46 protein-coding genes are annotated in these 23,059 nt (G+C 33.7%); 45 read left to right on the top strand and 1 reads right to left on the bottom strand.

The annotated features are described in order from the left end of the window. Nucleotides 1-142: 142 nt before the first annotated feature. The 21 genes from FPZ49_RS11095 (at nt 143) to FPZ49_RS11025 (ending at nt 7,786) form a co-directional block, all read left to right on the top strand. A complete protein-coding gene (locus tag FPZ49_RS11095; protein WP_144846506.1) occupies nt 143-349 on the top strand; it encodes a hypothetical protein in 207 nt (68 codons plus the stop codon). Continuing rightward, a complete protein-coding gene (locus tag FPZ49_RS35605) occupies nt 339-497 on the top strand; it encodes a hypothetical protein (protein WP_186445755.1) in 159 nt (52 codons plus the stop codon). Before FPZ49_RS11095 ends, FPZ49_RS35605 begins: the two co-directional genes overlap by 11 nt. A gap of 37 nt (nt 498-534) precedes the next feature. Then, nucleotides 535-732, top strand: coding sequence for a hypothetical protein (locus FPZ49_RS11090; protein WP_144846504.1), 198 nt, complete (start codon nt 535-537; stop codon nt 730-732). A gap of 41 nt (nt 733-773) precedes the next feature. Next, a complete protein-coding gene (locus FPZ49_RS11085) occupies nt 774-953 on the top strand; it encodes a hypothetical protein (protein WP_144846502.1) in 180 nt (59 codons plus the stop codon). 313 nt (nt 954-1,266) lie between these two features. Next, nucleotides 1,267-1,641, top strand: a complete 375-nt coding sequence (locus FPZ49_RS11080) for a type II toxin-antitoxin system PemK/MazF family toxin (protein WP_144846500.1) — start codon at nt 1,267-1,269, stop codon at nt 1,639-1,641. Between the two features lie 28 nt (nt 1,642-1,669). Next, nucleotides 1,670-1,822: a hypothetical protein gene (locus FPZ49_RS35600; RefSeq protein WP_186445754.1), complete on the top strand. Its 153-nt coding sequence runs from the start codon at nt 1,670-1,672 to the stop codon at nt 1,820-1,822. 226 nt (nt 1,823-2,048) lie between these two features. Next, nucleotides 2,049-2,288, top strand: coding sequence for a hypothetical protein (locus FPZ49_RS11075; RefSeq protein WP_144846498.1), 240 nt, complete (start codon nt 2,049-2,051; stop codon nt 2,286-2,288). Continuing rightward, on the top strand, nt 2,288-2,542 hold the full coding sequence (locus tag FPZ49_RS11070; RefSeq protein WP_144846496.1) for a hypothetical protein: 255 nt from the start codon (nt 2,288-2,290) through the stop codon (nt 2,540-2,542). The genes FPZ49_RS11075 and FPZ49_RS11070 overlap by 1 nt, the downstream gene beginning before the upstream one ends. A gap of 33 nt (nt 2,543-2,575) precedes the next feature. Next, a complete protein-coding gene (locus FPZ49_RS35595) occupies nt 2,576-2,752 on the top strand; it encodes a hypothetical protein (protein WP_186445753.1) in 177 nt (58 codons plus the stop codon). A gap of 155 nt (nt 2,753-2,907) precedes the next feature. Further along, a complete protein-coding gene (locus FPZ49_RS11065) occupies nt 2,908-3,117 on the top strand; it encodes a hypothetical protein (RefSeq protein ID WP_144846494.1) in 210 nt (69 codons plus the stop codon). A gap of 584 nt (nt 3,118-3,701) precedes the next feature. Then, a complete protein-coding gene (locus FPZ49_RS11060) occupies nt 3,702-3,896 on the top strand; it encodes a hypothetical protein (protein ID WP_144846492.1) in 195 nt (64 codons plus the stop codon). Nucleotides 3,897-4,296: 400 nt separating this feature from the next. Then, nucleotides 4,297-4,590: a hypothetical protein gene (locus FPZ49_RS11055; RefSeq protein ID WP_144846490.1), complete on the top strand. Its 294-nt coding sequence runs from the start codon at nt 4,297-4,299 to the stop codon at nt 4,588-4,590. Nucleotides 4,591-4,621: 31 nt separating this feature from the next. Beyond that, entirely contained in the window at nt 4,622-4,783 is a 162-nt protein-coding gene (locus FPZ49_RS35590) for a hypothetical protein (RefSeq protein ID WP_186445752.1), read from the top strand. A 130-nt stretch (nt 4,784-4,913) separates the two neighbouring features. Continuing rightward, the gene (locus tag FPZ49_RS35585; protein WP_186445751.1) at nt 4,914-5,060 is read left to right on the top strand and encodes a hypothetical protein; all 147 of its coding nucleotides are present in this window, start codon (nt 4,914-4,916) and stop codon (nt 5,058-5,060) included. Nucleotides 5,061-5,113: 53 nt separating this feature from the next. Beyond that, nucleotides 5,114-5,602: a hypothetical protein gene (locus FPZ49_RS11050; RefSeq protein WP_144846488.1), complete on the top strand. Its 489-nt coding sequence runs from the start codon at nt 5,114-5,116 to the stop codon at nt 5,600-5,602. 38 nt (nt 5,603-5,640) lie between these two features. Beyond that, nucleotides 5,641-5,853, top strand: coding sequence for a hypothetical protein (locus FPZ49_RS11045; RefSeq protein WP_144846486.1), 213 nt, complete (start codon nt 5,641-5,643; stop codon nt 5,851-5,853). A gap of 107 nt (nt 5,854-5,960) precedes the next feature. Beyond that, nucleotides 5,961-6,266, top strand: coding sequence for a hypothetical protein (locus tag FPZ49_RS11040; RefSeq protein ID WP_144846484.1), 306 nt, complete (start codon nt 5,961-5,963; stop codon nt 6,264-6,266). A gap of 26 nt (nt 6,267-6,292) precedes the next feature. After that, the gene (locus FPZ49_RS11035; RefSeq protein ID WP_144846481.1) at nt 6,293-6,475 is read left to right on the top strand and encodes a hypothetical protein; all 183 of its coding nucleotides are present in this window, start codon (nt 6,293-6,295) and stop codon (nt 6,473-6,475) included. 67 nt (nt 6,476-6,542) lie between these two features. Further along, the gene (locus FPZ49_RS35580) at nt 6,543-6,692 is read left to right on the top strand and encodes a hypothetical protein (protein ID WP_186445750.1); all 150 of its coding nucleotides are present in this window, start codon (nt 6,543-6,545) and stop codon (nt 6,690-6,692) included. 18 nt (nt 6,693-6,710) lie between these two features. Then, entirely contained in the window at nt 6,711-7,301 is a 591-nt protein-coding gene (locus tag FPZ49_RS11030; protein ID WP_144846479.1) for a hypothetical protein, read from the top strand. Continuing rightward, nucleotides 7,262-7,786 carry a M23 family metallopeptidase gene (locus FPZ49_RS11025; protein ID WP_144846477.1) on the top strand — a complete coding sequence of 175 codons (525 nt, stop codon included), beginning with the start codon at nt 7,262-7,264 and terminating at the stop codon, nt 7,784-7,786. Before FPZ49_RS11030 ends, FPZ49_RS11025 begins: the two co-directional genes overlap by 40 nt. Nucleotides 7,787-7,820: 34 nt before the next feature. Here the strand turns inward: FPZ49_RS11025 and FPZ49_RS11020 are convergent, their stop codons facing one another. Next, nucleotides 7,821-8,069, bottom strand: a complete 249-nt coding sequence (locus FPZ49_RS11020; protein WP_144846475.1) for a helix-turn-helix domain-containing protein — start codon at nt 8,067-8,069, stop codon at nt 7,821-7,823. Nucleotides 8,070-8,991: 922 nt separating this feature from the next. Here FPZ49_RS11020 and FPZ49_RS11015 point away from each other — a divergent pair. From FPZ49_RS11015 to FPZ49_RS10930, 24 genes are all read left to right on the top strand, one after another. Beyond that, complete coding sequence (locus FPZ49_RS11015) at nt 8,992-9,660, top strand: hypothetical protein (RefSeq protein WP_144846473.1); 669 nt, start codon at nt 8,992-8,994, stop codon at nt 9,658-9,660. Nucleotides 9,661-9,805: 145 nt separating this feature from the next. After that, nucleotides 9,806-10,021: a helix-turn-helix domain-containing protein gene (locus FPZ49_RS37455; RefSeq protein WP_144846471.1), complete on the top strand. Its 216-nt coding sequence runs from the start codon at nt 9,806-9,808 to the stop codon at nt 10,019-10,021. 86 nt (nt 10,022-10,107) lie between these two features. Continuing rightward, complete coding sequence (locus tag FPZ49_RS11005; RefSeq protein ID WP_144846469.1) at nt 10,108-10,566, top strand: HNH endonuclease; 459 nt, start codon at nt 10,108-10,110, stop codon at nt 10,564-10,566. 38 nt (nt 10,567-10,604) lie between these two features. Next, nucleotides 10,605-10,817 carry a hypothetical protein gene (locus FPZ49_RS11000; RefSeq protein WP_144846467.1) on the top strand — a complete coding sequence of 71 codons (213 nt, stop codon included), beginning with the start codon at nt 10,605-10,607 and terminating at the stop codon, nt 10,815-10,817. 36 nt (nt 10,818-10,853) lie between these two features. After that, nucleotides 10,854-12,287: a transposase gene (locus tag FPZ49_RS10995; RefSeq protein ID WP_144846466.1), complete on the top strand. Its 1,434-nt coding sequence runs from the start codon at nt 10,854-10,856 to the stop codon at nt 12,285-12,287. A 242-nt stretch (nt 12,288-12,529) separates the two neighbouring features. Next, nucleotides 12,530-12,703, top strand: coding sequence for a hypothetical protein (locus FPZ49_RS35575; protein WP_186445749.1), 174 nt, complete (start codon nt 12,530-12,532; stop codon nt 12,701-12,703). A 155-nt stretch (nt 12,704-12,858) separates the two neighbouring features. Continuing rightward, nucleotides 12,859-13,089 (top strand): hypothetical protein, encoded by a 231-nt coding sequence (locus FPZ49_RS10990; protein WP_144846464.1) that lies wholly within the window; start codon nt 12,859-12,861, stop codon nt 13,087-13,089. A gap of 138 nt (nt 13,090-13,227) precedes the next feature. Then, nucleotides 13,228-14,613 (top strand): hypothetical protein, encoded by a 1,386-nt coding sequence (locus tag FPZ49_RS10985; RefSeq protein ID WP_144846462.1) that lies wholly within the window; start codon nt 13,228-13,230, stop codon nt 14,611-14,613. A 184-nt stretch (nt 14,614-14,797) separates the two neighbouring features. After that, on the top strand, nt 14,798-16,150 hold the full coding sequence (locus FPZ49_RS10980) for a DNA sulfur modification protein DndB (protein WP_186445748.1): 1,353 nt from the start codon (nt 14,798-14,800) through the stop codon (nt 16,148-16,150). Nucleotides 16,151-16,177: 27 nt separating this feature from the next. Continuing rightward, nucleotides 16,178-17,146 (top strand): tyrosine-type recombinase/integrase, encoded by a 969-nt coding sequence (locus tag FPZ49_RS10975; RefSeq protein ID WP_144846458.1) that lies wholly within the window; start codon nt 16,178-16,180, stop codon nt 17,144-17,146. A 192-nt stretch (nt 17,147-17,338) separates the two neighbouring features. Beyond that, entirely contained in the window at nt 17,339-17,857 is a 519-nt protein-coding gene (locus tag FPZ49_RS37450) for an accessory gene regulator B family protein (protein ID WP_144846456.1), read from the top strand. A gap of 20 nt (nt 17,858-17,877) precedes the next feature. Then, the gene (locus FPZ49_RS10965; protein WP_144846454.1) at nt 17,878-18,546 is read left to right on the top strand and encodes a hypothetical protein; all 669 of its coding nucleotides are present in this window, start codon (nt 17,878-17,880) and stop codon (nt 18,544-18,546) included. 42 nt (nt 18,547-18,588) lie between these two features. Then, nucleotides 18,589-18,759, top strand: a complete 171-nt coding sequence (locus FPZ49_RS35570; RefSeq protein ID WP_186445747.1) for a hypothetical protein — start codon at nt 18,589-18,591, stop codon at nt 18,757-18,759. Nucleotides 18,760-18,826: 67 nt separating this feature from the next. Beyond that, complete coding sequence (locus FPZ49_RS10960) at nt 18,827-19,369, top strand: hypothetical protein (protein WP_144846452.1); 543 nt, start codon at nt 18,827-18,829, stop codon at nt 19,367-19,369. A gap of 369 nt (nt 19,370-19,738) precedes the next feature. Then, nucleotides 19,739-20,221 (top strand): LytTR family transcriptional regulator DNA-binding domain-containing protein, encoded by a 483-nt coding sequence (locus FPZ49_RS10955; protein ID WP_144846450.1) that lies wholly within the window; start codon nt 19,739-19,741, stop codon nt 20,219-20,221. Nucleotides 20,222-20,241: 20 nt separating this feature from the next. Continuing rightward, a complete protein-coding gene (locus tag FPZ49_RS10950; RefSeq protein WP_144846448.1) occupies nt 20,242-20,514 on the top strand; it encodes a hypothetical protein in 273 nt (90 codons plus the stop codon). A gap of 191 nt (nt 20,515-20,705) precedes the next feature. Then, entirely contained in the window at nt 20,706-20,975 is a 270-nt protein-coding gene (locus FPZ49_RS10945; protein ID WP_144846446.1) for a hypothetical protein, read from the top strand. Between the two features lie 46 nt (nt 20,976-21,021). After that, on the top strand, nt 21,022-21,396 hold the full coding sequence (locus FPZ49_RS10940) for a beta barrel domain-containing protein (protein WP_261381362.1): 375 nt from the start codon (nt 21,022-21,024) through the stop codon (nt 21,394-21,396). 259 nt (nt 21,397-21,655) lie between these two features. After that, complete coding sequence (locus FPZ49_RS37885; protein ID WP_449289940.1) at nt 21,656-21,829, top strand: DUF7167 family protein; 174 nt, start codon at nt 21,656-21,658, stop codon at nt 21,827-21,829. Between the two features lie 39 nt (nt 21,830-21,868). Beyond that, complete coding sequence (locus tag FPZ49_RS36735) at nt 21,869-22,000, top strand: hypothetical protein (protein ID WP_261381361.1); 132 nt, start codon at nt 21,869-21,871, stop codon at nt 21,998-22,000. Nucleotides 22,001-22,014: 14 nt separating this feature from the next. After that, nucleotides 22,015-22,197: a hypothetical protein gene (locus FPZ49_RS10935; RefSeq protein WP_144846444.1), complete on the top strand. Its 183-nt coding sequence runs from the start codon at nt 22,015-22,017 to the stop codon at nt 22,195-22,197. A 12-nt stretch (nt 22,198-22,209) separates the two neighbouring features. Then, nucleotides 22,210-22,359, top strand: a complete 150-nt coding sequence (locus FPZ49_RS35565) for a hypothetical protein (RefSeq protein WP_186445746.1) — start codon at nt 22,210-22,212, stop codon at nt 22,357-22,359. Between the two features lie 54 nt (nt 22,360-22,413). After that, nucleotides 22,414-22,584 (top strand): hypothetical protein, encoded by a 171-nt coding sequence (locus FPZ49_RS35560; protein WP_186445745.1) that lies wholly within the window; start codon nt 22,414-22,416, stop codon nt 22,582-22,584. 28 nt (nt 22,585-22,612) lie between these two features. Beyond that, nucleotides 22,613-22,855, top strand: coding sequence for a hypothetical protein (locus FPZ49_RS10930; protein WP_144846442.1), 243 nt, complete (start codon nt 22,613-22,615; stop codon nt 22,853-22,855). Nucleotides 22,856-23,059 lie beyond the last annotated feature (204 nt).

Below are 23,059 nucleotides of genomic sequence, written 5' to 3'. Positions count from 1 at the left end.
TTTTTTAGGGCTTTTTCTTTTCCCATTGAAAAGATGATTTCGTTTGAAAATAAATAAAGTAAAATATAGATATTAAAACTTTACATATATAAATATATGGGTTATAATGGAGTCAAGAAGGAAATACATAGGAGGTGTCGAAATGAAAAAGTTTAAATATAACTTCTCACTAGAAGATACTGAACAAAAACCAGCTAAAGTTGATAAATGGTACGACAGAGGAACACGCTCGTGGGTTGTTCAGTTGAAGGATCATGAAGGAAACCAAATAGGTGACGCAATTTATGTTGCAAGCAAATCAGAAGCAGCAGAACAAGAAAAGGATTGGAGGGCTGAGTATGGAATATAGCAATGAAGAACTCTTTGTTAAGGCTAAAACCAGTTATCACAAAGCGAAATTGGGTATCACAACTTCGTATACTGAATGGCGAGAGTACAAGAGCATTATGTTTGAGCGAGGCTTATTTAATTTAGTTTGGGATATTATTACCAAATAAAAGGGTTATTTTATTGTGTGAAATGGAGGGAAAGAAAATGAGAAGTTTTATTATCGATGGAGATAAATACACAACTCTGGAATACGGAAAGTACATGTTAGAAAAAACCTTATCTGAAGGTATTGGAAAGCTTGATCCTAAAGAGATGTCCGATGAAGAAGTATCTCAGTGGGGCTTAGATTTCATTCTTGAGCAAATTAACGAAAGAGAAGACATTGAAGAGATTTTCCAATAAAATGACTGATTCATACTCTCATTTAAAGGAGTTGTATACAAATGAAAAAGCTTGAAGTTGGTCAAAAGGTTTGTCTCGCTTATGCTCATGATTTCCCTTATATCGGATTAATATCTGATGAAGTTGAAATAGTTAGCATAGGTGAAAAAATCAAAGTTAAAGTAACTGAAGGCTTATCCAAAGGTTTTATTTTTGAAATTGGAGATTCGGACATAGCATAAAATGTAGATTTCTTTAGGATCATCTCCGCAAGCTGGAGGTGATTTTTTATTACTTAAAAATGAAAATATGATTATAATTTAATGATTAAATGATTAGCATATGTACAAACTGGGTATAAATAAGATATACAAAGGGGTGTGATTGATGATGCCGATACCATAAAATGGAGCATATTTCAAGATGGATTTTCATAACAGAAAATAGTATTGACAAGTTGGAAATAAAACAAATGTTCGCTTGTGTTTGGTTAATTGGAACAGTATAATGTGATTATAAACATAAAATATGAATTTAGATATAGGAGTGAAAAGTATGGATCAATTAGAAATCAAACGTGGAGATATTGTGCTTTGCGACTTAACCTTCGCTGTGGGAGCTGAACAAAAAGGATTGAGGCCATGTCTAGTTGTTTCTAATGACATTGGAAATAGATTTTCACCAGTTGTGGGCATTTGTCCTATTACTTCGAAGGTTAAAAAAATGTTACCTACTCATGTTAATCTAAATTTAAAAGAAAGCAGCATTGCGCTTTTGGAACAATGCAGATTTGTAGATAAGGGAAGAGTATTACATAAACTAGACGCAGTTGTTAGTACAAGAGATATGACTAAAGTTGATGAGGCTCTTATGATTAGTTTTGGATTGTTTAATTATATTCCAGAAAAACAAGTTGCTGCTTGTGTATAAATAAAAATTTAAAAGGAGAGTCGATTATATGTTTCTTGTTGTTGGCAAAGGAGCTTTTACAAAGGAAATGCTGATGAATAAACTTATTGAATGGGGTATTGATCCTCAGAAAGCAATTAGCAAAGCAGAGAAAGATAAGCGTTTTGAACAAGGAAACATTAGAATAATGCTGGTCATGTAACCAACAGTCGAAAGGGATGTTACTAGTTGCCGTTTATATTTAAATTTAAAACATGATCCCATGTATCAATGAATAATTGATATGTGGGATTTTTAATATGAATAAAGAAAATAAATTAAGTAAAATATAGAAAATACATATTGATTTATATATGTAAACGTGCTAATATTAAGGTAACAAATGGTAATGAAACTATATTTTCATTCGATGAGGAGGATTTTCAAAAATGGAAAACAAAGTGATTGTATTTTTTCAGGAGTCTAGTCAAAAAAATACTTCAGGTAGTAGAAAAATTCAAGTTAAACAAAACACTTACTACACTGGTAGTTCAAATGTAGCGGCGAAAGTTTTAAAAACATTTGATAATATGATTGATGCTGGAAAGTGGATTGTTAAAAAAGGGTTTTATGACCACTGTTCAAGCAATACAAGACAATGGATGATTGAGAAAGGATTGATAAACTAATGAAAAATATTCATCTTTCAATTGAGGGTAAAGACTTTTTAATTAATCACTTAGATGAAATTAAAAAGGATAAATCAAAAAAACGAAACCTAATGTGTGTAGAAGATTGCATTTCTATAATTTTTACAAAGGGTCAGTTGTATGAGATTGTTTATGAAGATGATAAAGAGATTATATTGAAAGATGAGCAAAATCAATGTAACACCTTATCAAAGAAAAAGCAGGATGAACACTATTATGGCAAATGGTTCTGATGAATTGAATATTTTAAAAGGAGATGAAGTAAAATGAACGGATTAACGGCGCAACCTTTCTATTTAGTTTACCATACTCTTTCAAACGGTAAGGAGATATTTACTCGGATTATAGCTAACGATGAAAAATACGCAGTTAAAAAAGCAACAAAGGAACATGGAATTAATGAAAAAGACATAACACGAGTAGAATTAGAAAAAAGACGATAAAAGGATTCTTTCATGAGGAGGTAAACTTAAGAATGAATGATTGGCAATATGATGATGATTGGACACAGGAGCAGATTGATTTTATTGCAGAACAACTTGAGCAACTGGAAAAAGAAGTACAATAAAAGAAGTATTTCGAGGGGATGGTGTCTAAAATGATTAGTCAAAAAGTAATCGATGTTTTAAACAATGATGCGAAAGCACGTGCTTTACTTGGAGAGTTTAGACAGGTTGCAAATCGTAAGGGTTTAACTGGAGAAGAATATAGAAAGGTGTACGAAACATTTATGATGATGCTTATTTCTAATAACACAGAAGCAATGTCGTTAATGGCAAACGAAATGTATATGGACTTGAATCGATGACTCCTTTTGAACGAGGTTAAAAATGAAAAATAAGCATATTGCAGTAAAAATATTTATGTTACTAATACAGATATTCTCATTGTCTTTCGGATTGTTATTTTCTTATGTATCTTTAGCTGGCATATTAGAAAATGTAAACCTAGGTGTAATTGGAACGTCAGTAACAGCGGCTTGGTTCTTCTTGTGGGTTTTTTATGGATTTACTAGGGATAATATATGGAGGAAAAACTAAATGTTTGTAGTTAGAAATATTCTAATGGATTAATTAATGAATGTATATGATGTTCAAAAGATTGAGAATGGCTCGATAATGTTTCTTGTTTATATAAAGCATAAACCATTGGAGAGATGAGACTATGAGACAATGAAAAGTTTTAGCTAGGCACAAACGGGTGGCTGGAATTTATGCCACTGAATCACAAGGAAAGCAGGGATGAAAAATTAATCTATATGCCAAATTAAATTCTTATGTTATTTCCGATGTATTAAATATCCGAACAGTAGTTTTTACTATTGATAACAAGATGTATTTAGTTGTAGCATTTAGCATGAATTGATTAAATTGTGGAATGGAGGAGATAAACATGGGCAGTGAATTTGACTTTCAAGAAATTATTAACGGCAACAAACAAAAAGAGAATTTTTCAATTTATCAACGTGGCTTTATGTGGGTGGTTGAAGATTTGTTTGGCAGAGTGGCTTTTGGTAAGTCTAGAAGCGAGGCTATTGATAACATGATTGACTTTATCAATAAGGAGCAACAATTTGCGAGGAGTTGATTTATGTGTCTGGAATAACCACTCAAGAACTATTGCAGCGGATTAGATCAGGCGAACCATTCAAGCTTACATCACGCAAATTTCCTGCATACAGCAATTTCACTATTTACGAAATACACATCGGTTATGATACGTATAAGATTAACGAGGCCATTGCAAAAGTTATAAAAGAAAAATATATGAATTGAATTGTAACATGAATATAGGCCAGTGCATATAATATCCTATAAAACAGGAGATGAACCAATACATATGACAATGTGTAAAAAAGAATGTAAAAGATGTAATTCTCAATTTACCTTTGCGGAGTATCAAGAGAAAACGATGGTTTGCCCCAAATGTTACTCGCCTAACTGGAAACCAATCTTTACTCTAATAACATCAAGAGGAGTGTTTGAACATGAAAGCAAAAGGTTTGGTAATGGTGTTAAAGTCAGAGGAATTCGTTGAAGTATTGTTAGATGTGCAATTGACTCAGGCCGAAGCTGCTGAGATTGGTGTTAACGTAGTGACTATTTTGAATCTGGTTTATGATCCAGATGGTGAAATCATCATAACGGCACTGCTTGAAGGTACGGAGGCTTTTGAAATCTCGCTCACCAATGAAGAAGTTGAACATGTAAATCAGTTTATCTATGACAATGGTATCTATGATGAAGTCTTAGAGGCTCTAGGATTGGCTCAGGCAAGTTGAAAACTAAATTATGCATAGGAGTTGAGTGTGCATGGTAGAGGTTGAATTTAAAGTCTGTAGCAATTGTGGAGAGGTTCATTTTGGTTTCTATGATGAATGTAAAACCTGCTATAACAGCGAGACGGATGCAGAGTATGAGGCCAGAAGTATTGAAGCAAAGGGGAATTTGAAAATTGAAACAGTTAATTTGTAAGTTATTGCATCAACATCATTGGGAATATATTGGTTCTTTCTATGTAGAATGTAAAAAGTGTAAGACTCAACATGTGATTAGATTGAACTAATGAAAAAGCAATTTTATTCGATAGCAGGAGAGATGAAAAATGAAACCTAAGAAATATGAAGTGAGATTGATTGGATGGACGACTACAGTTTATGCATTTTGTGAGAAAGAAGCATTAATTCTTGCTCAAGCCGAGGCGATTAAAAATTGTTGTAATTATGAATTGGTCTCAATTGAGGAATTTTGATAAAGAGCAGCTTTTTTAATCATAACAAAATAAAAACTAGGAGATGGACTACAATGCAAACAAAATTTAATTATCCAATGAACGTAGTAGCTAAAGACAGTGTATCTGGATTTGAAGGTATTATTATTGCTCGTAACGCTCATTTGTTCGGATGTGCTCAATATGGCATAGCACCTCAAGAATTAGCATCAGATGGAACACCCAAGAAAACGGAGTATTTTGATGAGTCTAGAATTGAAATTGTCGATGATTCTAAAGCAGTGCATGGAGAAGATGAATATCAAAAAATATATGCTATTCCTCTGGGTACAGAAGTTCAGGATAAAGTGTCTGGTTTTCGAGGTAAGGTATTAGTGGTAATTGAAAACCTTCATAATTGTAATCAATATTGGGTAGAACCTCCAGTTGATAAAGATGGTAAGCCTCGTGATGGGCAATGGTACGATGAAGGCCGTTTGAGTGTAGTAGGTAAAGGGATTGCTCCAGAAGAAGTAGCAGCACCTAAGCGTGGGTCTGTCTTTTCTCGTGATTTACCTCGATAAAATCTTCGATTTATCATATAACAGGAGGACAACAAAAAATGATCTTCGCAAAGAATCAAGCAGTTTGGATTAATGGTTTGGGTAAAGCAATCATTAAGGATTATTATCCAGAGCAAGAAAAATACTTGGCTTCTGTTTTTATTAACGGAAAGCAACGTGTAAAAACTTATCGTAGTTCTATATTAAGCGTATTCCACACCAAAGAGGAACGGGATACATATAAAGAGGAGGCCGATGTATGGACTTTATAGATTCAACTTGGTGGAAAGCGTTAGGTTCGATCCTATGGCTTGCTGTAATGGTTGGTATTGTGTGGGCAGTCAATGACGCTAAAAAGGAATATGGGAGGATTTAAAACGTGAAAAATGCCAAGAGGATTCGATTTATTGAAAGAGACTATTTACTTAAGCGGATTATTTCTAACAGTGAATACATAACAGCAGATGCAGCAGAAACAATCCTTGATGAGCATGATTACTACGCTGATGTAACTTTTGTAATTTTTGAAAAGCCGAATGGATTCAAAGTTGATATCATCGACAACTATACAGATGAGCTTATAACAGTCGAAGATTTGAATTCCAGCAGTTTTGATTATTACTGTAGAATGGTTAAAGATTTATCGTTACAGCAGATTAAAAGTAAATTAGTTAAATCGGCTTAAAATTTGTGATTCAACTGGAGGTAAGTATGAAAATTTTAAAATTGCCAAGATGCGATAATATCATAGTTATTCCGCTTCGATATTCAGGTGGAGGTATTGTATGCACTGAAATCAGGAACAATGGCGAAGTTGTTTCTGGAGAATGCTATATTCATGAGATTGCATTTGAAGATGCCATTGATCTTACTGAAATTTTTAAAAGCTTATGAAACTCGTCTTTCCTTATAAGTTAAGGAGTGTTTGGTACACAACATTGTTCAAGGAGAAGTGATCTTAGTGAAAGTAGATGAACTCGAAGAAGCAGAGTTTATTCAAGATTATTTGAAGAATAAAGGAAAGTTGTACACAATAGAAGACATTTTGCTGATAACGGATGCTCAAATTGAATATTTAAAATCAATCGGACTGGTGGTTGAAAACAAATAATCTTTTGCGGAGGCTACTATGCGAAAAAGTGAAGACGTATATTGGTCAAAAGACCCTAAAATCAGATCAAAGACGTTTGATTTTTCAAATTTCCATAATAGCGAACCAAATATGTTCGATAGGTTATTTGAAGGATTGCCACCTCTAAAAAGTGTAAAAGTTACAGTGACAGAGATACGAGACGGTTGGAATTGGTGGGCTAAGTATTATTGGGTATTTAGTCTCCCTGTAATAAACGCAACTTATAGCAATGGTAAAATCGCTGGTGAAGGTAAGGCGAAGTATCAGCATATTATTAAAGAAGCAATTAAACGATTTCAACTTAATGGGACAGATGAATCAAAAGCAGTGAAAATATGCGATGACTATATTCTTAAACCTGCTGTCATGTACGACATAACTGACTATCATGTTTTTCAATTAGATGAGTACAGTGAGCTAAAACTAAATTATAGTACGAAGAATTATGATACTACTGCAAAAGATAAGCAAAGAGACCATAACAATGTTCGGATTGCGTTGCTACCCATTATTTATGAAGGAAGAAGACATCATGAGGTGAGTTCATCATGGAAGTGGTTTATCGTAAGAGTGGATTCGTTACTATGATTGTTCCTGTGGGCACTGTAAGCGCAGGATTCGGATCAGTAGACTCAGTTCATAAAATTCCTCATACGGGCATCGACTTTACGTGCAACGCAGGAGATTCGATTTATGCGCCTCTAAGTGGGGTTGTGTCACGAGTAGTCGAGCAAGGATCAAAAGGTTTAGGCCATGGGATCATCATAAAACTAAATGACGGTAAGCAAATGGTGTTCGGGCATTTTAGCGAGTCAACAAAGTTACACGTTGGAGATTTTGTTCAACGGGGAGACGCAATTGGAAAATGCGGAAGCAGCGGAAACTCAACGGGCAATCATCTCCATTTTGGTCTCATTGATGCGAATGGAAAGTTTATGAATCCAGTTGAGCTGTTTAAAGATATTGGATCATTCTTGAGTCGTATCTCAGATAAGGCGATTGCCGCGTATACTAATTCGGATATTCTCATGGACTTATTTGACTTATTTCAAACGTCATCAACTTCAATATAAATATAAAACACAGGAAGAATTAATCTACCTGTGTTTATTTCTTTCCCTTATCATCTTTTTCATCGACTTCTACAATGGTTATAAGTTCCTTTATATCCTTCACACCCAAAGCATTGATTATGCTATTTAAATTATCTCTGGCAAACATCTTGTTTTCATCCTTAACCATGTCGCCTATAGTTAATTCCCTAACTTTAGAGATGTTATGTAGTGTTTTCTGATCTATTCCATGCTTTCGAAGCAAATCCTTTAAGTTTGATTTGACTACTCTTCGTTTCGTCATATGTATCCCCTTTATTTGCCAATTAAGATCGAAGTGTTATCAGTGCAGCATAAACAATTATATTGCCGTACCCAAAATAATACAAATAAATTCCTTGACAATAGCGTTTTGCGTTATTATAATGTGTGTCAATGACGAAAAACGTTATTGAAAAAAGTAAAGCTGGGGAGAGCAATGAGTGATTCAAAGAGTAAAAGGTACTGTCTAGAGAGATTATCCAATTATGATCCAGTTAATAAAATGGAGACATGGATAAAAACGGGATTAACTAGTAACCATAAAAGTGCATTGACATTCTTCCTTGCTGATCGTTACCGGATAGTGGATACTAAAAACAATAACAAAGAAGTAGTACGCAATGTGGATTTAACTAGATGGTAAAAATAAAACCTGTTTCCGTGGGCGATTCGGAAGCAGGTTTCTTTGTTTATAATTCATCATCTGACACAGCATCAAGCCATGTCAATTTGCAGTTGGTCGCTATAAGTGGAAAGCAGCGTCCGTCAGACGTATGTATATCGCCATCGAGTACAGTGATTAGCTTACTATTGAGAGCGTCTGTAGCTGCTTTTATGACTTCCTCACGGCTGTAATATTGGGTAGGGTGTTCAAGGTATATTTCGAGTTTACCCCATGCTCTTCGTGTCTTTTGCGGCTCCATGTAACCATCTCCGATTCATTTTGGTGGGCGTGGGCTGTTCTGTAACGGTTGAATATATAATAGCATGACTTGCTGGAAATTACAAACACTTGTTCGTATTTATGTTCGCATATTTGTTCTCATCTCCTTTCCCTTAAACGTAGTAAAACTAGTACAACGATTGTTGTATTTAATATACTACATATATTCGTTGTAGTCAACGTACAACATTGGTTGACTAAAAAATACAACGAGTGGTATGATATGTAACGGGTGATGATAATGAACTATGCTGACATGATAAAGGATTATATAGCAAGGTCTCCATTTTCACTGCAAGTATTATCGAACAAACTTAAGAAAATTGGATTCCAAGTTGATAAAGCCTATTTGAGTAAGTTGCAAAATGGGAAGGTTTCTCCTGCGAATAACGAATTGAACAGGGCAATTGCAGAATTAACTGGAAACGATCCTGAACTGTTGATTCGAGCAGCATATATGGAGAAGGCTCCAGAAGAAGTTAAAGAGGAACTTAACAAGGCCGACTTGGTAACAGATTTGTTAACGATGATAGGCGATTTATCTGCCATAGCAGACAAAGGGAAACAGCATAAAGATGATTTAGTTAAGTTGAAACGTCTAAAGATGCAATATCAACTACCTATTGATATAGATGAAACTTTGTATTTGAATAATCCTATTGAGTTGTTAATGCAATTGAATCATTTACTTAGATTTCAGAAATGGAAAGATACTAGAAAAAAACAAGGTATTATCATTAAAACTAAATTTGAAGAATATCTAAAGGAAGAAGAAACAAGTATTCCCCAATGGTTTCTTAATGCTCGCTCTAATTCTTATTCGATGACAAATTTAACATCTGACGAACGCGATTACTTAGAAGCATGTTTGATGACGTATAGGGCATTAAAATTAAAACCAATGAAGTAATAAGTTTTATGAGGCAGCAATGCCTCTTATCATGAAAAAAATAAAAGATGAATAATATATAAAATATTAATTATCGTATTGATTTACACATGTAAACATGTTATATTCAATATATGGAAATTATGTTGGTTATTGAGGTGATAAGATGATTAATTTTAGTCCATTATTGAAAACTCTAGAGGAACAAGAAATGACATTTAAAGAGTTGATTGAATCTCATGGTTTCTCATCGAGGACACTTGCTAAGATCAGAAAGGGTGAGTCGATTACGTTGGAAACCATCGACAGACTTTGCTCAATTCTCAAGGTTCCGATTGAACAGGTTGTAGAGATATTGAATGATAATGGTGAGAAGTACTGAGTCGTTAAAATTCAGATTTCATTGTAAAAATGATGATGAAAAACAGAGCATTAGAGAACATGAGCGAGATTGATGGAGGTGTAAAAATGGAGAAATTGAAATTAGAAATAGATTTAGTGCCAGAAACTTCTTTTTACAATAATCTCAGAAAAGTTGTCTCGAAAGAAACTTGGGATAAATTGAGAAAACAAACTTATTCAAAATATAAAGTAACTTGTGGAATATGTGGTGCTGAAAATGTAGTTCTTGACTGTCATGAAATTTGGGAATACGACGAGACTGACTTGATCCAGAAACTTGTAGGATTAATTGCAATTTGTAAACCGTGCCATTTGATTAAACATCATGGTTACGCCAATATTCTTGCACAAAAGGGTGAATTAAATTTAGATGAATTAGTTTCTCATTTCATGAAAGTTAATAATTGCACAAAAAAGGAATATGAATCACACAGGAAACATGCATTTAAAGAATGGAGAGAAAGATCGACAAAGCAGTGGACGATTGATTTGGGTCAGTATGAACAGTATGTAATTAATAAGTGATGTTAAATCAAAAAAAATTCTAAAGGGAGGTGAGCCATATGAGGTCAATTGAAGTTAAAGGTAAAGAATATAAATACTTCATTGGACGTAGATATGTTAGAATTGTAGATGAGGCTCATGGCATTAAGAAAGCACCAAGTTTATCTGAGGTGACAGGTGAGAACTGGTACGACTACTTGGACACTTCAGGACGAAATATTGCGATAACAGCAGGAGTTTTGGAGTCGTACATTGAAAGAGAAATGATTTAGAATTTTTCTACGCGAGATAGGAGGTGAAAATATTTCTTGTCAACATTTATTTTAGAATTACCTTTAAATTCATCAATTTCTGACAATCATGCGTTAGAGAAATACTTTGAGTTGTCTCGCAAACTTTACAATGCCTTACTAAAAGAGTCGCTAAAACGGCTCAATCTAATGCGACAATCAAGACAATATCGAAATATTAAAAATCTGCCAAAAAAAGAACAGTCTAAGGCATACGCACGAATTCAAACTGAATTTAAATTTACTAAAAATGACATGATCATGTTTTCAACTCCTTTGCGTGTGAATGAATTTAACGGCATTGATTCAAGTACAACTCAGAAATTAGCACAAAGAGCTTTTGCTGCAACGTTTAAAATAATGATCGGCAGAGCCAAGAGGGTATATATTAAACGAGTTGGCGAAATGGACTCAATTGAAGGTGCAAGTAATAGACAAGGTATTAAGTATCGTAACGAGCATCTTGAATGGAATAAATTAAAAATTCCAGTCCTTCTTAAGAAGAATGACGATTATGCATATGAAGCATTAACAAGAAAAATTAAATATTGTCGTATTGTTCGCAAATTGATTAGAGGTGAAACTAGGTATTATATTCAACTTGTACTTGAAGGCATCCCTCCAAAAAAGATTGACAATGAAACTGGAATGTTTAAACATAAATTTGGCGAAGGTAAAGTTGGGATTGATACATCATTACAGATTATGGCTGTGTCGTGTGAAACTTCTGCTAAAATATATGAGCTTGCACCAAGTATCAACAGTATTGATAAAGAAAAACGTAGATTGCAACGCAAATTAGATCGTCAATGTAGGGCGAATAATCCTCATAAATTCAATGAAGACGGGACAATTAAAAAAGGAAATAAAGACAAATGGATTTTAAGTAAGAGTTATATTAAAACGAAAAACGCACTGGCAGAATTACAACGCAAATTAGCAAGCATAAGAAAAATGGATCATAATGTTCTTGCTAACGAAATTGTATCACTTGGAAATGAATTTTATATAGAGCCAATATCTTATGCTGGATTGAGTAGACGATCCAAAGAAACAGAGAAGAATAAACATGGAAAATTCAAGAGCAAAAAGAGATATGGTAAATCAATAAGTAATAAAGCGCCTTCAATGTTTATTAATATACTAAAAAATAAATTGAGTTATTATGGATTGCTTTTAAACGAAATTGACACAAGATCGACAAGAGCAAGTCAGTACAGTCACATTGATGACACATACAAAAAATCTACTATAGAAGAAAGATGGAAGAAGATTGGAAATAATTTAGTGCAACGTGATTTATATAGTGCTTTTTTGATTATGAATGTGAATAGTAAATTAAATGAAGTTAATAGAGAAAAATGTATTGAAACTTGGGACAACTTTTTGAGGTTGCATGATGTAGAGGTTGGTAGACTTGAAATGATGGACAAGAAATTAAGTGTAGTTTAGTATCAAGTTTGTATCAAATATCAAAAGGTGTTGAATTGCGCCTACGTGACTTTAAACATCGCTGAGATGTTTGTCCATTAAAGTCTTTGGATACTACTTTCAATAACTATGATGATGTATTGCGATATGCAAGAGAGCATAGAGACGAAAGTAGAGAAGAAGAACCTGCCAAGTATGCAGAGATTCGGAGAAAATAATTTCTGATCAATTGGGAATTTTTCGAGGGGAGATTTTTGAAGGTAATGAACAAGTTTTACATTGGAACAATTGATGTTGGAGGAGAACTTCATCTTACTTTTACAACAGAACAAGATGACTTAATTAGTGTATTACTTATTAGTGATGCAGAACATGTGGATCAAGACTTGCATAGACTTTCTAATGAGTTGAAGAAACCAAAATACTTACCTTTTTAGTGTGCAAGGGTAGGGGGTTTTTGCTACCAAGGATACATTAACCTAATATATAATTGGTAGAAAAACTTAATTTTATTCGACAAAGTGTCGAACGTTTAAGTTAAATGTTTTCTGTTTATTATGATTAATAAAACTAAGTAAATGGTGATGTTTTGATGCTCAAATACAAAAGTGAAATCAAGATGTTTGGCGTATCACTCAAACCTCATTATGCGAGAAAACAATACACTGTTATTCTTCATGCGAGAAGAGAAATTCTAAAGGCGCAGAAACTACATTACAGCTATAATGTGCCAGCTCGTATATTAGTGTATCTTCAAACTGAAGATAAGTTTAACGAGTGGGAATTGATCGATCAAGTTGAAGTTGATATTTCTGCAACTTAGAGTATTATTTCCTAGCTCAGTAAAGATTATCAAACATAATTTTAAATATACATTTTTATTTTATATTAGTGTGTATTTTTTATATTTAACAAAGAAGTAAAATATGGTATTCTATAATATAAAGGTGGTGGATAATAATTGAATAAAGTATTTTTAGATGACCTTCCGAAAAAGGGAAAGTATGTTGACTGGAAACGATGTGTAGGGTTGAGCGTTGGTTTTATTTATGAAGGAATGTCTGGGTTTGTTGAGATACTGGAGTATAATGAGAATTACTACATAAAGCTAAAATATAAAAATCGAATTCATTCGATGTATATAAGCGGATTTACGAGTTGCAAGCTAGGGTGCTTATTGGGGAAAATAACCTCTGATCATTTTCACGAGATTGGAAGTATTATCGACAACGTTAATTCTGGGAAACTAGAGATAACGGGAAAATATAAAGACAATAAGAAGGCTAAGATTTATTTTTATAAGTGTCTAAATTGCGGAAATGAAGACAAAATAAGAGAGGCAGCTATATCTCGCGGAGCAGGTTGTAATGCATGTTGTATTGCCCCAAGAAAGATTGTAAAGGGGATTAATGATATTCATACTGTCGATCCAATTTTAGGCACCCTACTTTGGAATCATGAAGATGGATATCGGTATACAATCATGAGCAAAAAACATGTTGATTTTAAATGTCCTGATTGTTTAAGTAAAATAAAGAATAAAAGAATAAGTTCTGTTAGCTTGTACGGTGTTTCTTGCCCCAAATGTTCTAATACAATTCCTTACCCAGAAAGGCTTATGTACAATCTACTATTTCAAGCAGGTATTGATTTTGAATATCAAAAATCTTTTGAGTGGTCAGAAAAAAAGAGTTTTGATTTTTATATCCCATCCTTAAACTGTATCATTGAAACTCACGGGAGACAGCATTATGAGGAAAACACATTAGGCAAAAGAACATTAGATGAGGAAAAAATGAATGACTGTTTTAAACGAGATATGGCCTTACGTCATAATATAAGGTATTATATAGTGATTAATTGTAGCAAGTCAGAGTTGAATTATATAAAAGGCAGTATTCTAAATAGTGAATTGGCAACAATTATTAATTTGAGTAGAATAAACTGGGATTCGTGCCACGAACTAAGTTTAAAATCAATGATAAAAATAGCTTGTGAATACTTCAATAACGACAATATTACCGCTAATGAAATTTCTGAAATAATGAAAATATCTAAACCTACGATAATTAAATATCTTAAGATTGGGTTGGAATTAGGTTGGTGTGCGTATGATCCAACAAAAGAATCGAGAAATGGAAGTGCTAAAGCAGGTGTAAAAACGAGAAAACCTATTGTTCAGTTGACATTGAATGGTCAATTTATCTGTGAATATATAAGTGCGACTGTTGCTTCAGAAAAATGTAAAGTATCAATTGAAAATATTTCTTCAGTGTGTAACGGAAAACGAAAAACAGCAGGTGGGTTTAGATGGGCATATAAAGTTGATTTCATAGATGAAGTTTAAATTTGAAATTGAGATTCACTCTGTTAATTTTAACTTCTGCAAAATCACATAGAACACATTTATATAATTTCCGAATATACATAGTATGAAATTGCGTAGACTGCAATTTTCATTTATGTGTATTTTTTTATTTATTTGGTGTATAATTAAAGTAATGGATAAAAAATATGAGGGGATGGTCTTGATGAGTAACGTTGCTGAAAATTTAGATTTAATTGATGCATTAAGTTTAGTTCTACAAGACGTAAATAAGAAAAAAGAACAACAAATGCAGATAGATGATGAACTTGCGAAGCACCATATTCCAAGAGGAAGATTTAATGAAATTCTAATTCACAATGAGCGACTGGATCAGTTATCACAAGAAGAATTAACTCTGCTTACAATTGTAGTTCACAAAATTACAGATGATAAAAGAATTGATCCAAAGTCATTTTACAGTTCTAGAGAAATAAATAAAGCCTTAAAGTATGAATACGAAAGTGAATTACCAACTTTCCCTTATACAATTGTAAATGTAATTAGAACTGGTAAGACAGAATTCATAACTGCCATGTCATATAAAGAGATTGTAGGATGGTACTTGGCAGACATGATTACGTACAACTTCAAGTGTCAAAGACTTCCGATTGAAAAAGCAACAAAGAAAGGAAAAGTAACAGTCAAACCTAAGACAGTCAAGAAAAGTGTAGAAGCAATTGCTGACAAAATGTTAAAAGGCGATTTTAGTACTGACACCATCATCTTCAACATTTTGGTGAACGGAAACGATAAGATCGAATATGATAATGGCGATTTGACAATTTATGAGGGTACAGAAGTTGATATTATTGACGGTTGGCACAGACTTCAGGGTATGGTTAGAGCACTTCAAATCGATCCAAATCTAGAAGGTTATATGAACGTGTCAATCAAGCATTACACTCTCAAGAAGGCACAGGAAGCCTTGGGGCAGTTCAATACGGTCAATCCATTTGATAAGGTATTGGCAAAGCATTACAATGAAAAAGGGTCAGAAAGAAATATTGCTAAAAGACTTATGGATGATTCTGCATTAGAAGGTAAAGTGTCAATTAGAACGAGAGTCGATAAAAAACTGGGGCAGCTTACAAACATTGATGTACTTTCTAAATCAATTGGAACTATTTTTGAAATTAAAAACGACTTAGAAGAAGAAATGGTATTTGAACATCTCAAGAGATTCTTTGGGATTCTTCTCAATTCTTATCCTGAACACTTCAAAACAAACATTCTTGCAAAGTCGAAAGAAGATTGGTTGAATCATCATAATACCTTTGTAGGGTATTGTGTAATAGCGAAACATTTATATGATAATAAATCTCTTTCAGTTGAGAGTGTTACTCAATTAGTTAACTCAATCGATATGAGCAAGGATTCTGAGTATGGAACAATTATGAAAGAGCAAGGAAATAGAAACTCTAATCAGACTAAAGATTTAATTAGAAAGTTTTTTGAAAAACAAGTTAAGGGAACTGAACCTGATGGCAATGTAACTATAGATGATTTGATTAATTAATTTTCGTGGGAGAGGAATTGTTTAGCGATGTCCAATATTCTTTATGGGGATCAGATATACAACGAAGAATTTAAAAATGAATTTATGTCTCAGTATGGCAAAGGGACACAAAAAACTTTGGGTAGAATATTTAAGATTTCTTTTAATAAAGAGAGCGATTTAGGAAAAGACCTTTATGATTTCAACATTGAGCAAATCAGACAGTTATTATATTTGTTCAGGCCTACAACAGAGTATTCCAGCAAACAGAATATAAGCTGGATTAGCAAATATATTTCATTTGCCTTAGATTCTGGAGCAAAAAAAGGACTGAATCCACTTGATTTCACCCCTAATGATTGGGCAATCCAGTTTGTCAATAATCAAATTAAAAAGTATTGGACTGGAGAGGAATTAGACAAGATTATTGATAGTTGTGTTAACGCTCAAGACGGAGTGGTAATTAGTTTGCTTAGAAATGGGGTCTCAGGGAAAGAAAGTAGCGAGCTCCTTAATCTTAAGGCATCTGATGTAGATAGAGACAATGAGACGTTAACTCTGACGGACGACGAAGGGAACAGACGAACAATTAAAGTAAGCCCTCAATGTATCAAATTAGTTGTCCGCGCATCTCTGGAACTCGATTATGAAAAAATGAACGGAGAGCCGAACGTCAACCGCAAAGCTGATATTGCAAATCTGATCGACACGGAATTTGTAATTAAGACAGCTAATACTAATACCAAAAGCTACTCGCAAAGCGAAAAGAATATAATTCACCGAAGACTTACTAAAATTGCTGCGGATTTGCAGGAGCCGATGTTTGTGCCAAAGCATATTGCATATAGTGGCATGTTAGAAATGGCGAATTCGTTACTTGGTTCGAAAGATCAACTAAGCTCTGAAGACTATAGTTTGATTATGAAACAATTCGGCATCGATGGTGAGCAATCAATGTATAGGATCAAGTCAGAATTTTTAAATGTGGAGACAATTCGCAATCTGTACCCTCGTTAAATTACGAGGGTATTCTTATTTTTCAAATAAAATAAAATATACAAATAATATATAAAAAACTGTTGACTTATACATGTAAAACATGGTAAATTAATAAATGTAAGGACGAGTTAAATTGCTTGAAGAGATTAAATAGATAATGTATAATTGGGACTATGTTTCTAGAAGGGGGAGATTGCAATCATAAGTCGTATGGCCTACGGATTGGCTGTTTTAGTCAAGAAGTGGGATAAAGAATCGGATGTAGAAGTTGAGTGGCTGCAATATGGCTTAAGTTTATGGTTAAATTACATATTTGTTATTACGTTCACGATAACAATAGGATTGATCATCGGAAGTCATTTTCTAGACATTATTCTAGCAATTTTCTGCTTCGCTTTACTAAGGCGATATTCTGGTGGCCTACATGTAAATTCATCTGAGATGTGTGTGTTGATATCAACCATCATATTAACAACGATCCCTCTAATAAAAGTAACTGAACAGACTGCGCTTATAATGTCTATAGTCTCGATAGTAATACTATTCATTGGAGCACCGTTAACATACAAGGTTAAAGCAAATTGGCAAAGTAAAGTATATCTGAAACTAAAATTTATCTCTATCCTAATAGTCCTGCTTAACTTGCTGACAATAAATTATGAAACAATAACAGTAGCATTTTTTGTTCAATCCTTAACAACATTATTTAAATTAAATAGAAACCATTAAAAAGAGAGAAGGTTATTCTAATGTTGGAAAAGGCGTTATTTATTCTATTGTCATCTCTTGAGTTTTCATCGATTTTATTGTTGGTAATGTCAATATTCCACTTCCACGTAAAGTATTACATCAAAGAGTTAGTTGGATCATCGGTACTCTTGGCAGGTTGTTCTTACATAATTATTGAACTGCTTAATATGCAGCAATACGCAATTCCGATTCAAGTTTTGTTAGTTGTAGCTATGATGATTCTGATGTTCAAGCAGAAATTACTCTATGGATTTTTTACTTCAATAGTTGGGTATGCTGCTTTCCTGAGTGTTCAAGGACTTTTAGTCTTCATCATAAAAATGTATAACATTGTCGATCTTGAACAAATTCAACCTGATTCATTCGAAGGACATGCATTACAAGTTGTCACAGTAACCATCATTTACATTTTCTGTTGGTACATAAAATTCACAAATACGAGCTTTGGATTTGAGTTAGACGGAAAAGAAAATGTAACAACGAAGAATATTGTATTCCTTAATTTGGGTGTACTTGTTGTGATCCAGTTAGCGGTGTTTAGTTACATGTACTTTTCAGAAAAAAACGCTACAGCATTGATTGCATTCGTCGTTATTCTAATTTTGATAACGATGGTTACAATATATTTCTCAAGCAAACGTAATAAGGAAGAGTTTAGTAGAATGTAAATTATTGCCTTTCGCATATTTCATTAAAGGAGGTGAAAATACATGTTGAACAAACTTCTTACTAAAGCAATCATGAAAACTGCTGTTGATGCTGCCTATACTGATACAACTCCAACAACTGGTGATGTTGTTATCACTCCATCGTCTGCTGGTTTTGTTAACGAGCCAAAAGCTCCAGCATCTTTGCTTGAAAAAATGTCCCAAAAGAACTAATGATTCTCTATTGGGTTGCCATAAATAACTCCCGTTTATGGCAACCATAACAGGGGGATGAATCAAGATGCTTGAAAGAGTCAAAGCATTGCTCCTTGATAAACTTGGATCAAAAATCACAACAGATGAAATTGATAAATTATCTCTTGAAGTTGCCGATGAGATTTCCACTGAACCTGAGCGATCTATACCGCTGGTAAATACATCATCAAAAGAAATAGAGTGGGTTCCATTAAACACCATTTTATTTTTAGAGCAGCCAAAAGACATAATGATGTTTTATACTCGGTCGATTGTTTATGAGCGACTGACTTGTAGTAAAGGAAGTGGTAACTTCGACAGGTTTTTGGCTCAATATGGTTTTATACCAACTCATAAAAGACAATATGTAAATATGAGGTTAGCCAAAAAATATGACAGTTACTACATGCGAGTATATTTTGATGAAAATGCAACCCATGAAACTAAGTTATATGTAACTGTTTCTGGAGATTGTATAAAGGGGAATATATCAAAGGCACTCGGAAAAGAAAATGACATCAATACTCAAGTTGGCATATATTCATCTAAGTTAAGTTTCCCGAAAAAAAGAAGCGATGTTCTGATATGAACACGCTTCTTTTTTATATTCGACAAGGAATCGACAAAAATTCGACACATATACATAAAAATAAGGCATTGTAAACGCAGATTTTTATGCGAAAATCTGTAGTTCCAAGCGAAGTAAATTGTGGTATATTTAACAAATGTAATACTGAACTTACAAACATTAAAAGAGGTGATACATATGATTGTAATAAAAAATACTCCCTAACTAAGTGGATTTGTTTGGCGACAGCTCACTATGTTAAGGAGTATGTGTAACGCTTGTGTTGCGCTGTATCTTACAAGAATGATTATAAGTTAATGCACAGTGTATGTAAATTACTTTTCATGGACTGTGAAAATTCATTGACAAACGCTAAAGGTTGTGATTTGAATGATGACTGGCGATAATTTAGTTTTGCTTAACATAAGATCAAGTATATTAGAAATAGTAAATAAATCAGATATTATCATGATCGAAACTGAGTTAGGTGAAAAGGGAGTTATTTTCATCACCGCAACTGACCGTTACAAAATAGCAAATACAATTGAGCAATGGAGCGACATTTTGTTCTTTGATAATTTTAGACAAACTGATAGAAATAACATCTTAAACCTGCATCAAATTGAGTCAATGGATGAGAATGGCAATGTTAATTTTTACGATAATAAAGAGTTGCTCGGAAGTGTAGCGAGAATACATGAGGATTATATCAAGTTTACTTTAAAACGGATTAAATTCGGTGCGTCTATAAAAGAGAGTGATTATGAATTTGCTCAGCAGAGCAGAAACAAAAAGGGCATAACAAAAATTCTAGCATCGATTATTAAACGGCTATCACATGATGAGAAAAATTTAAGGGCAACAAAAATATAATAACTAAAGGGGAAAAATTTATGCCACATGCAGCCAGATTAGATAAACAAAACTTTGATTATGATTTTTATCTTGAAAATTGGGATAGAGGTAGACAGTTTTTTATGATTTGGCTGGAGTTTGTTTGTGGCTTATCCAAAGAGTCTGGTCTATATAAAATCATTGACTCTTCTGTTTGTTCTGACAGCGATCTAATCTTCTGGATCGACCATTACGATGGTGACTTCAATCCAGAGGGATTAGAGGCCACTACAAGGCGCTACATACAATCGAAACTTGGCGATAACAGTTAGGAAAAGTAGGTAGTATTGAGGTGAGCTGAGGAAACTCAGCTTTTCTTTATATTTTGACAAAATAAATAATGTATAAATAAACGTTAAAATATATTGACTTATATTTTTTATGTATGTTATATTCTAAATACAGGAAGTAATTGGATACATAACGGCACGAAATGGTTACTTTATTCTAGGAGGCCAACAGAATGCAAAAGAAATTATCGTCGATCAAAGTTGATGGAAGAGAATTATCCTTCGAAGTTGGATTTATAACCGTAACTACTAGTGGTAATGGAATGAAATTTTGGACTGTGGGCATTGATGGCGCACAAAATGAATTGACTAGCCTATTGCTAGGCACAAGACAGCAAGTGAATTTAGAGATGATCTGTGATGATGGGGTTGGGCTAAAGGGCAATGCTATTCCAATTAGAGTAAACGAATTACAGGGTGCTGGAGCACTAGAAGAAATCTAAAGTTGTTGTTCGGTTTCATCATCTGTTTCTGGTGATAAGGTTGTGGATGATGAAACCGAAATTTCATGAGGAAGTGATAAAGGTGCAAGTTGGAGACAAAGTATATCTGAAGGCCGTTGGGAATAATGCCAGAGGTCGAAAAGAAGTATATATTAGAGAGGATATCATATCTAAGGTTGGCAGGAAGTATTTTGAGGTGGGCGATGGTTTAAGGCCACTTAAGTTTAGAATCGAAGACAAGCAGCAGAAAATGGGAGGGTATATTGCAGATTGGCAGTTGTACTTTTCTAAGCAGGAAATTCTAGACGAAGAGGAAGTTAGCAAATTGCAATGGGAGATAAGAAAAGTATTTGATACTTTAGGAAAGATTGATTTGACGTTGGATCAGTTGAGACGAATCAAGACTATTATAAGCGAATAAAATAGATATTTCGAAGGGGTGTGTAATTAAAATGGAAAACAGATGTGGGAAATGTAATTATGAAATCCCTTTTGAACATGCTTCTCTAAATCGCATGGAGAACGATGGGACAGTTACTAGTTACCATTTTCACTGTGGGAATGTTGGAAAACCTTGTTTGGATTGTGGACACCACCGTGAAGTTTGCGATGAATGTAAAGAGTGATGAAAGGTTAAGTTCATTCAAATAACAGAGGGGTTGGGATTGAGATATGGCTAAATTTTTAGTGTTAGCACTGGATATGCAGGAAGTAAACGAGAAGATATATATGAGATTGATGATGAAGATTTTGACGGTTTGAGTGAACAAGAGGCAGAGTCTTTGATCGAAGACCATTATGATAAATGGTTACATGAGAAGATTAATTGTTCTTGGTCAAGAATCGAAGATTAGGTAATGAAAAGATAATTTTATTAAGGGAGAGATTCAGATATGAATGAGTTGGAGTTTTACGAAAAGGTAATGATTAAAGAATTTATTGAAGAAAATTGGGCTATGTTCGTTGAAAAGGTCGGTACTGAAGAAGAAGCAGAAGAGATTATTAAGAAATTCGAAGATAAGTAGAGGGTGATATATAGATGGATGTCAAGGTTGAGGATTTGGTTAAGGAAGCGGTTGACCATCTTCTTGAAGCAGAATTGCTTGAAGTAAACGGTTGGACAAAAGAACACATCAAATTATTGAAGAAACTATCAAGCAAGGATTTCGATGTAATTTTCAAAGAATCTGCCGATACTACAGATAAAACAAATATTTCGTGAGGAGATGTCGGAATGAAAGAACTGATGCAGCAACATTTAAAGGATCGTGCCTTAACAGCGCAGAGATTAATTGAGGAATTAAAGAAAGTTTGTCATGAGCAAGACAGAAAAATGACTGGACTTGATGCAAATCTGGCTACTTTAGGAACTATAATCCTGTAACAAGTCAATTTGTTTTCGCTTGAAATAATACTTTCATAAGGTGGTAATAGGGGTATGAAAGTCATTTGTATTAGAAATCTTAATATTCTAGGTTATCGAATGACAACCGCAGGTAGAGTCTATGAAATGCATATGAATGAAGACGGAGAATTCTGTATTATAGATGATAACGGTAGAGAGTTTGAACCAGTTATTGATGGTAAGTATTTTGAAATTTTACGTTAAAACAATTCTTTTAACAGGAGTGATTAGCATGTGGTTTGAAATCGAATATTATGGAGAACTTCCGTCTGACGAAGAGTTAAATAAATTTAAGGAGTTAGAGCCTCCTGCTTCATATATAAATATGGATGATGATTGGGATTTGGCTACAATAATGTGCAGAGCTTTGTGGAACTATAGCGACGAATCATCGAGAGATTTTAGTCCATTGAAATATAAAGAGGCAAAAATGATTATGATTGAAACTCTGGAGAAGTTAAGAAATTTAAGATAAATCGAGTCTTTCAACAGGATGGTGGATGGTGTGAATGGATAACGCATATCGAGTAATTCCTATTGAAGTTGGATTGAAAATCACTGTAAGAGATTTCGTGTTCAACAATATAAGAAAAGAACAGTATATTCAGCATCATTTCAAATTAAACTCCAAAAGGATTAATAGATGGTGGTATAGCGTTTATTTTGATGAGATTTGCAA

Origin of the sequence: Paenibacillus cremeus, assembly GCF_007786445.1 — a bacterium.
GTDB classification, from domain to species: Bacteria; Bacillota; Bacilli; order Paenibacillales; family NBRC-103111; genus Paenibacillus_G; species Paenibacillus_G cremeus.
This window is presented reverse-complemented; position numbering and strand designations above follow the sequence as displayed.

What these genes read in the sequence shown, in the direction of transcription:
- FPZ49_RS11095 (WP_144846506.1), top strand. Translation starts at nt 143, where the DNA reads ATGAAAAAGTTTAAATATAACTTCTCACTAGAAGATACTGAACAAAAA.
- FPZ49_RS35605 (WP_186445755.1), top strand. Translation starts at nt 339, where the DNA reads ATGGAATATAGCAATGAAGAACTCTTTGTTAAGGCTAAAACCAGTTAT.
- FPZ49_RS11090 (WP_144846504.1), top strand. Translation starts at nt 535, where the DNA reads ATGAGAAGTTTTATTATCGATGGAGATAAATACACAACTCTGGAATAC.
- FPZ49_RS11085 (WP_144846502.1), top strand. Translation starts at nt 774, where the DNA reads ATGAAAAAGCTTGAAGTTGGTCAAAAGGTTTGTCTCGCTTATGCTCAT.
- FPZ49_RS11080 (WP_144846500.1), top strand. Translation starts at nt 1,267, where the DNA reads ATGGATCAATTAGAAATCAAACGTGGAGATATTGTGCTTTGCGACTTA.
- FPZ49_RS35600 (WP_186445754.1), top strand. Translation starts at nt 1,670, where the DNA reads ATGTTTCTTGTTGTTGGCAAAGGAGCTTTTACAAAGGAAATGCTGATG.
- FPZ49_RS11075 (WP_144846498.1), top strand. Translation starts at nt 2,049, where the DNA reads ATGGAAAACAAAGTGATTGTATTTTTTCAGGAGTCTAGTCAAAAAAAT.
- FPZ49_RS11070 (WP_144846496.1), top strand. Translation starts at nt 2,288, where the DNA reads ATGAAAAATATTCATCTTTCAATTGAGGGTAAAGACTTTTTAATTAAT.
- FPZ49_RS35595 (WP_186445753.1), top strand. Translation starts at nt 2,576, where the DNA reads ATGAACGGATTAACGGCGCAACCTTTCTATTTAGTTTACCATACTCTT.
- FPZ49_RS11065 (WP_144846494.1), top strand. Translation starts at nt 2,908, where the DNA reads ATGATTAGTCAAAAAGTAATCGATGTTTTAAACAATGATGCGAAAGCA.
- FPZ49_RS11060 (WP_144846492.1), top strand. Translation starts at nt 3,702, where the DNA reads ATGGGCAGTGAATTTGACTTTCAAGAAATTATTAACGGCAACAAACAA.
- FPZ49_RS11055 (WP_144846490.1), top strand. Translation starts at nt 4,297, where the DNA reads ATGAAAGCAAAAGGTTTGGTAATGGTGTTAAAGTCAGAGGAATTCGTT.
- FPZ49_RS35590 (WP_186445752.1), top strand. Translation starts at nt 4,622, where the DNA reads ATGGTAGAGGTTGAATTTAAAGTCTGTAGCAATTGTGGAGAGGTTCAT.
- FPZ49_RS35585 (WP_186445751.1), top strand. Translation starts at nt 4,914, where the DNA reads ATGAAACCTAAGAAATATGAAGTGAGATTGATTGGATGGACGACTACA.
- FPZ49_RS11050 (WP_144846488.1), top strand. Translation starts at nt 5,114, where the DNA reads ATGCAAACAAAATTTAATTATCCAATGAACGTAGTAGCTAAAGACAGT.
- FPZ49_RS11045 (WP_144846486.1), top strand. Translation starts at nt 5,641, where the DNA reads ATGATCTTCGCAAAGAATCAAGCAGTTTGGATTAATGGTTTGGGTAAA.
- FPZ49_RS11035 (WP_144846481.1), top strand. Translation starts at nt 6,293, where the DNA reads ATGAAAATTTTAAAATTGCCAAGATGCGATAATATCATAGTTATTCCG.
- FPZ49_RS11030 (WP_144846479.1), top strand. Translation starts at nt 6,711, where the DNA reads ATGCGAAAAAGTGAAGACGTATATTGGTCAAAAGACCCTAAAATCAGA.
- FPZ49_RS11025 (WP_144846477.1), top strand. Translation starts at nt 7,262, where the DNA reads ATGGAAGTGGTTTATCGTAAGAGTGGATTCGTTACTATGATTGTTCCT.
- FPZ49_RS11020 (WP_144846475.1), bottom strand. Translation starts at nt 8,069, where the DNA reads ATGACGAAACGAAGAGTAGTCAAATCAAACTTAAAGGATTTGCTTCGA.
- FPZ49_RS11015 (WP_144846473.1), top strand. Translation starts at nt 8,992, where the DNA reads ATGAACTATGCTGACATGATAAAGGATTATATAGCAAGGTCTCCATTT.
- FPZ49_RS37455 (WP_144846471.1), top strand. Translation starts at nt 9,806, where the DNA reads ATGATTAATTTTAGTCCATTATTGAAAACTCTAGAGGAACAAGAAATG.
- FPZ49_RS11005 (WP_144846469.1), top strand. Translation starts at nt 10,108, where the DNA reads ATGGAGAAATTGAAATTAGAAATAGATTTAGTGCCAGAAACTTCTTTT.
- FPZ49_RS11000 (WP_144846467.1), top strand. Translation starts at nt 10,605, where the DNA reads ATGAGGTCAATTGAAGTTAAAGGTAAAGAATATAAATACTTCATTGGA.
- FPZ49_RS35575 (WP_186445749.1), top strand. Translation starts at nt 12,530, where the DNA reads ATGAACAAGTTTTACATTGGAACAATTGATGTTGGAGGAGAACTTCAT.
- FPZ49_RS10990 (WP_144846464.1), top strand. Translation starts at nt 12,859, where the DNA reads ATGCTCAAATACAAAAGTGAAATCAAGATGTTTGGCGTATCACTCAAA.
- FPZ49_RS10980 (WP_186445748.1), top strand. Translation starts at nt 14,798, where the DNA reads ATGAGTAACGTTGCTGAAAATTTAGATTTAATTGATGCATTAAGTTTA.
- FPZ49_RS10975 (WP_144846458.1), top strand. Translation starts at nt 16,178, where the DNA reads ATGTCCAATATTCTTTATGGGGATCAGATATACAACGAAGAATTTAAA.
- FPZ49_RS37450 (WP_144846456.1), top strand. Translation starts at nt 17,339, where the DNA reads ATGGCCTACGGATTGGCTGTTTTAGTCAAGAAGTGGGATAAAGAATCG.
- FPZ49_RS10965 (WP_144846454.1), top strand. Translation starts at nt 17,878, where the DNA reads ATGTTGGAAAAGGCGTTATTTATTCTATTGTCATCTCTTGAGTTTTCA.
- FPZ49_RS35570 (WP_186445747.1), top strand. Translation starts at nt 18,589, where the DNA reads ATGTTGAACAAACTTCTTACTAAAGCAATCATGAAAACTGCTGTTGAT.
- FPZ49_RS10960 (WP_144846452.1), top strand. Translation starts at nt 18,827, where the DNA reads ATGCTTGAAAGAGTCAAAGCATTGCTCCTTGATAAACTTGGATCAAAA.
- FPZ49_RS10955 (WP_144846450.1), top strand. Translation starts at nt 19,739, where the DNA reads ATGATGACTGGCGATAATTTAGTTTTGCTTAACATAAGATCAAGTATA.
- FPZ49_RS10950 (WP_144846448.1), top strand. Translation starts at nt 20,242, where the DNA reads ATGCCACATGCAGCCAGATTAGATAAACAAAACTTTGATTATGATTTT.
- FPZ49_RS10945 (WP_144846446.1), top strand. Translation starts at nt 20,706, where the DNA reads ATGCAAAAGAAATTATCGTCGATCAAAGTTGATGGAAGAGAATTATCC.
- FPZ49_RS10940 (WP_261381362.1), top strand. Translation starts at nt 21,022, where the DNA reads ATGATGAAACCGAAATTTCATGAGGAAGTGATAAAGGTGCAAGTTGGA.
- FPZ49_RS36735 (WP_261381361.1), top strand. Translation starts at nt 21,869, where the DNA reads ATGAATGAGTTGGAGTTTTACGAAAAGGTAATGATTAAAGAATTTATT.
- FPZ49_RS10935 (WP_144846444.1), top strand. Translation starts at nt 22,015, where the DNA reads ATGGATGTCAAGGTTGAGGATTTGGTTAAGGAAGCGGTTGACCATCTT.
- FPZ49_RS35565 (WP_186445746.1), top strand. Translation starts at nt 22,210, where the DNA reads ATGAAAGAACTGATGCAGCAACATTTAAAGGATCGTGCCTTAACAGCG.
- FPZ49_RS35560 (WP_186445745.1), top strand. Translation starts at nt 22,414, where the DNA reads ATGAAAGTCATTTGTATTAGAAATCTTAATATTCTAGGTTATCGAATG.
- FPZ49_RS10930 (WP_144846442.1), top strand. Translation starts at nt 22,613, where the DNA reads ATGTGGTTTGAAATCGAATATTATGGAGAACTTCCGTCTGACGAAGAG.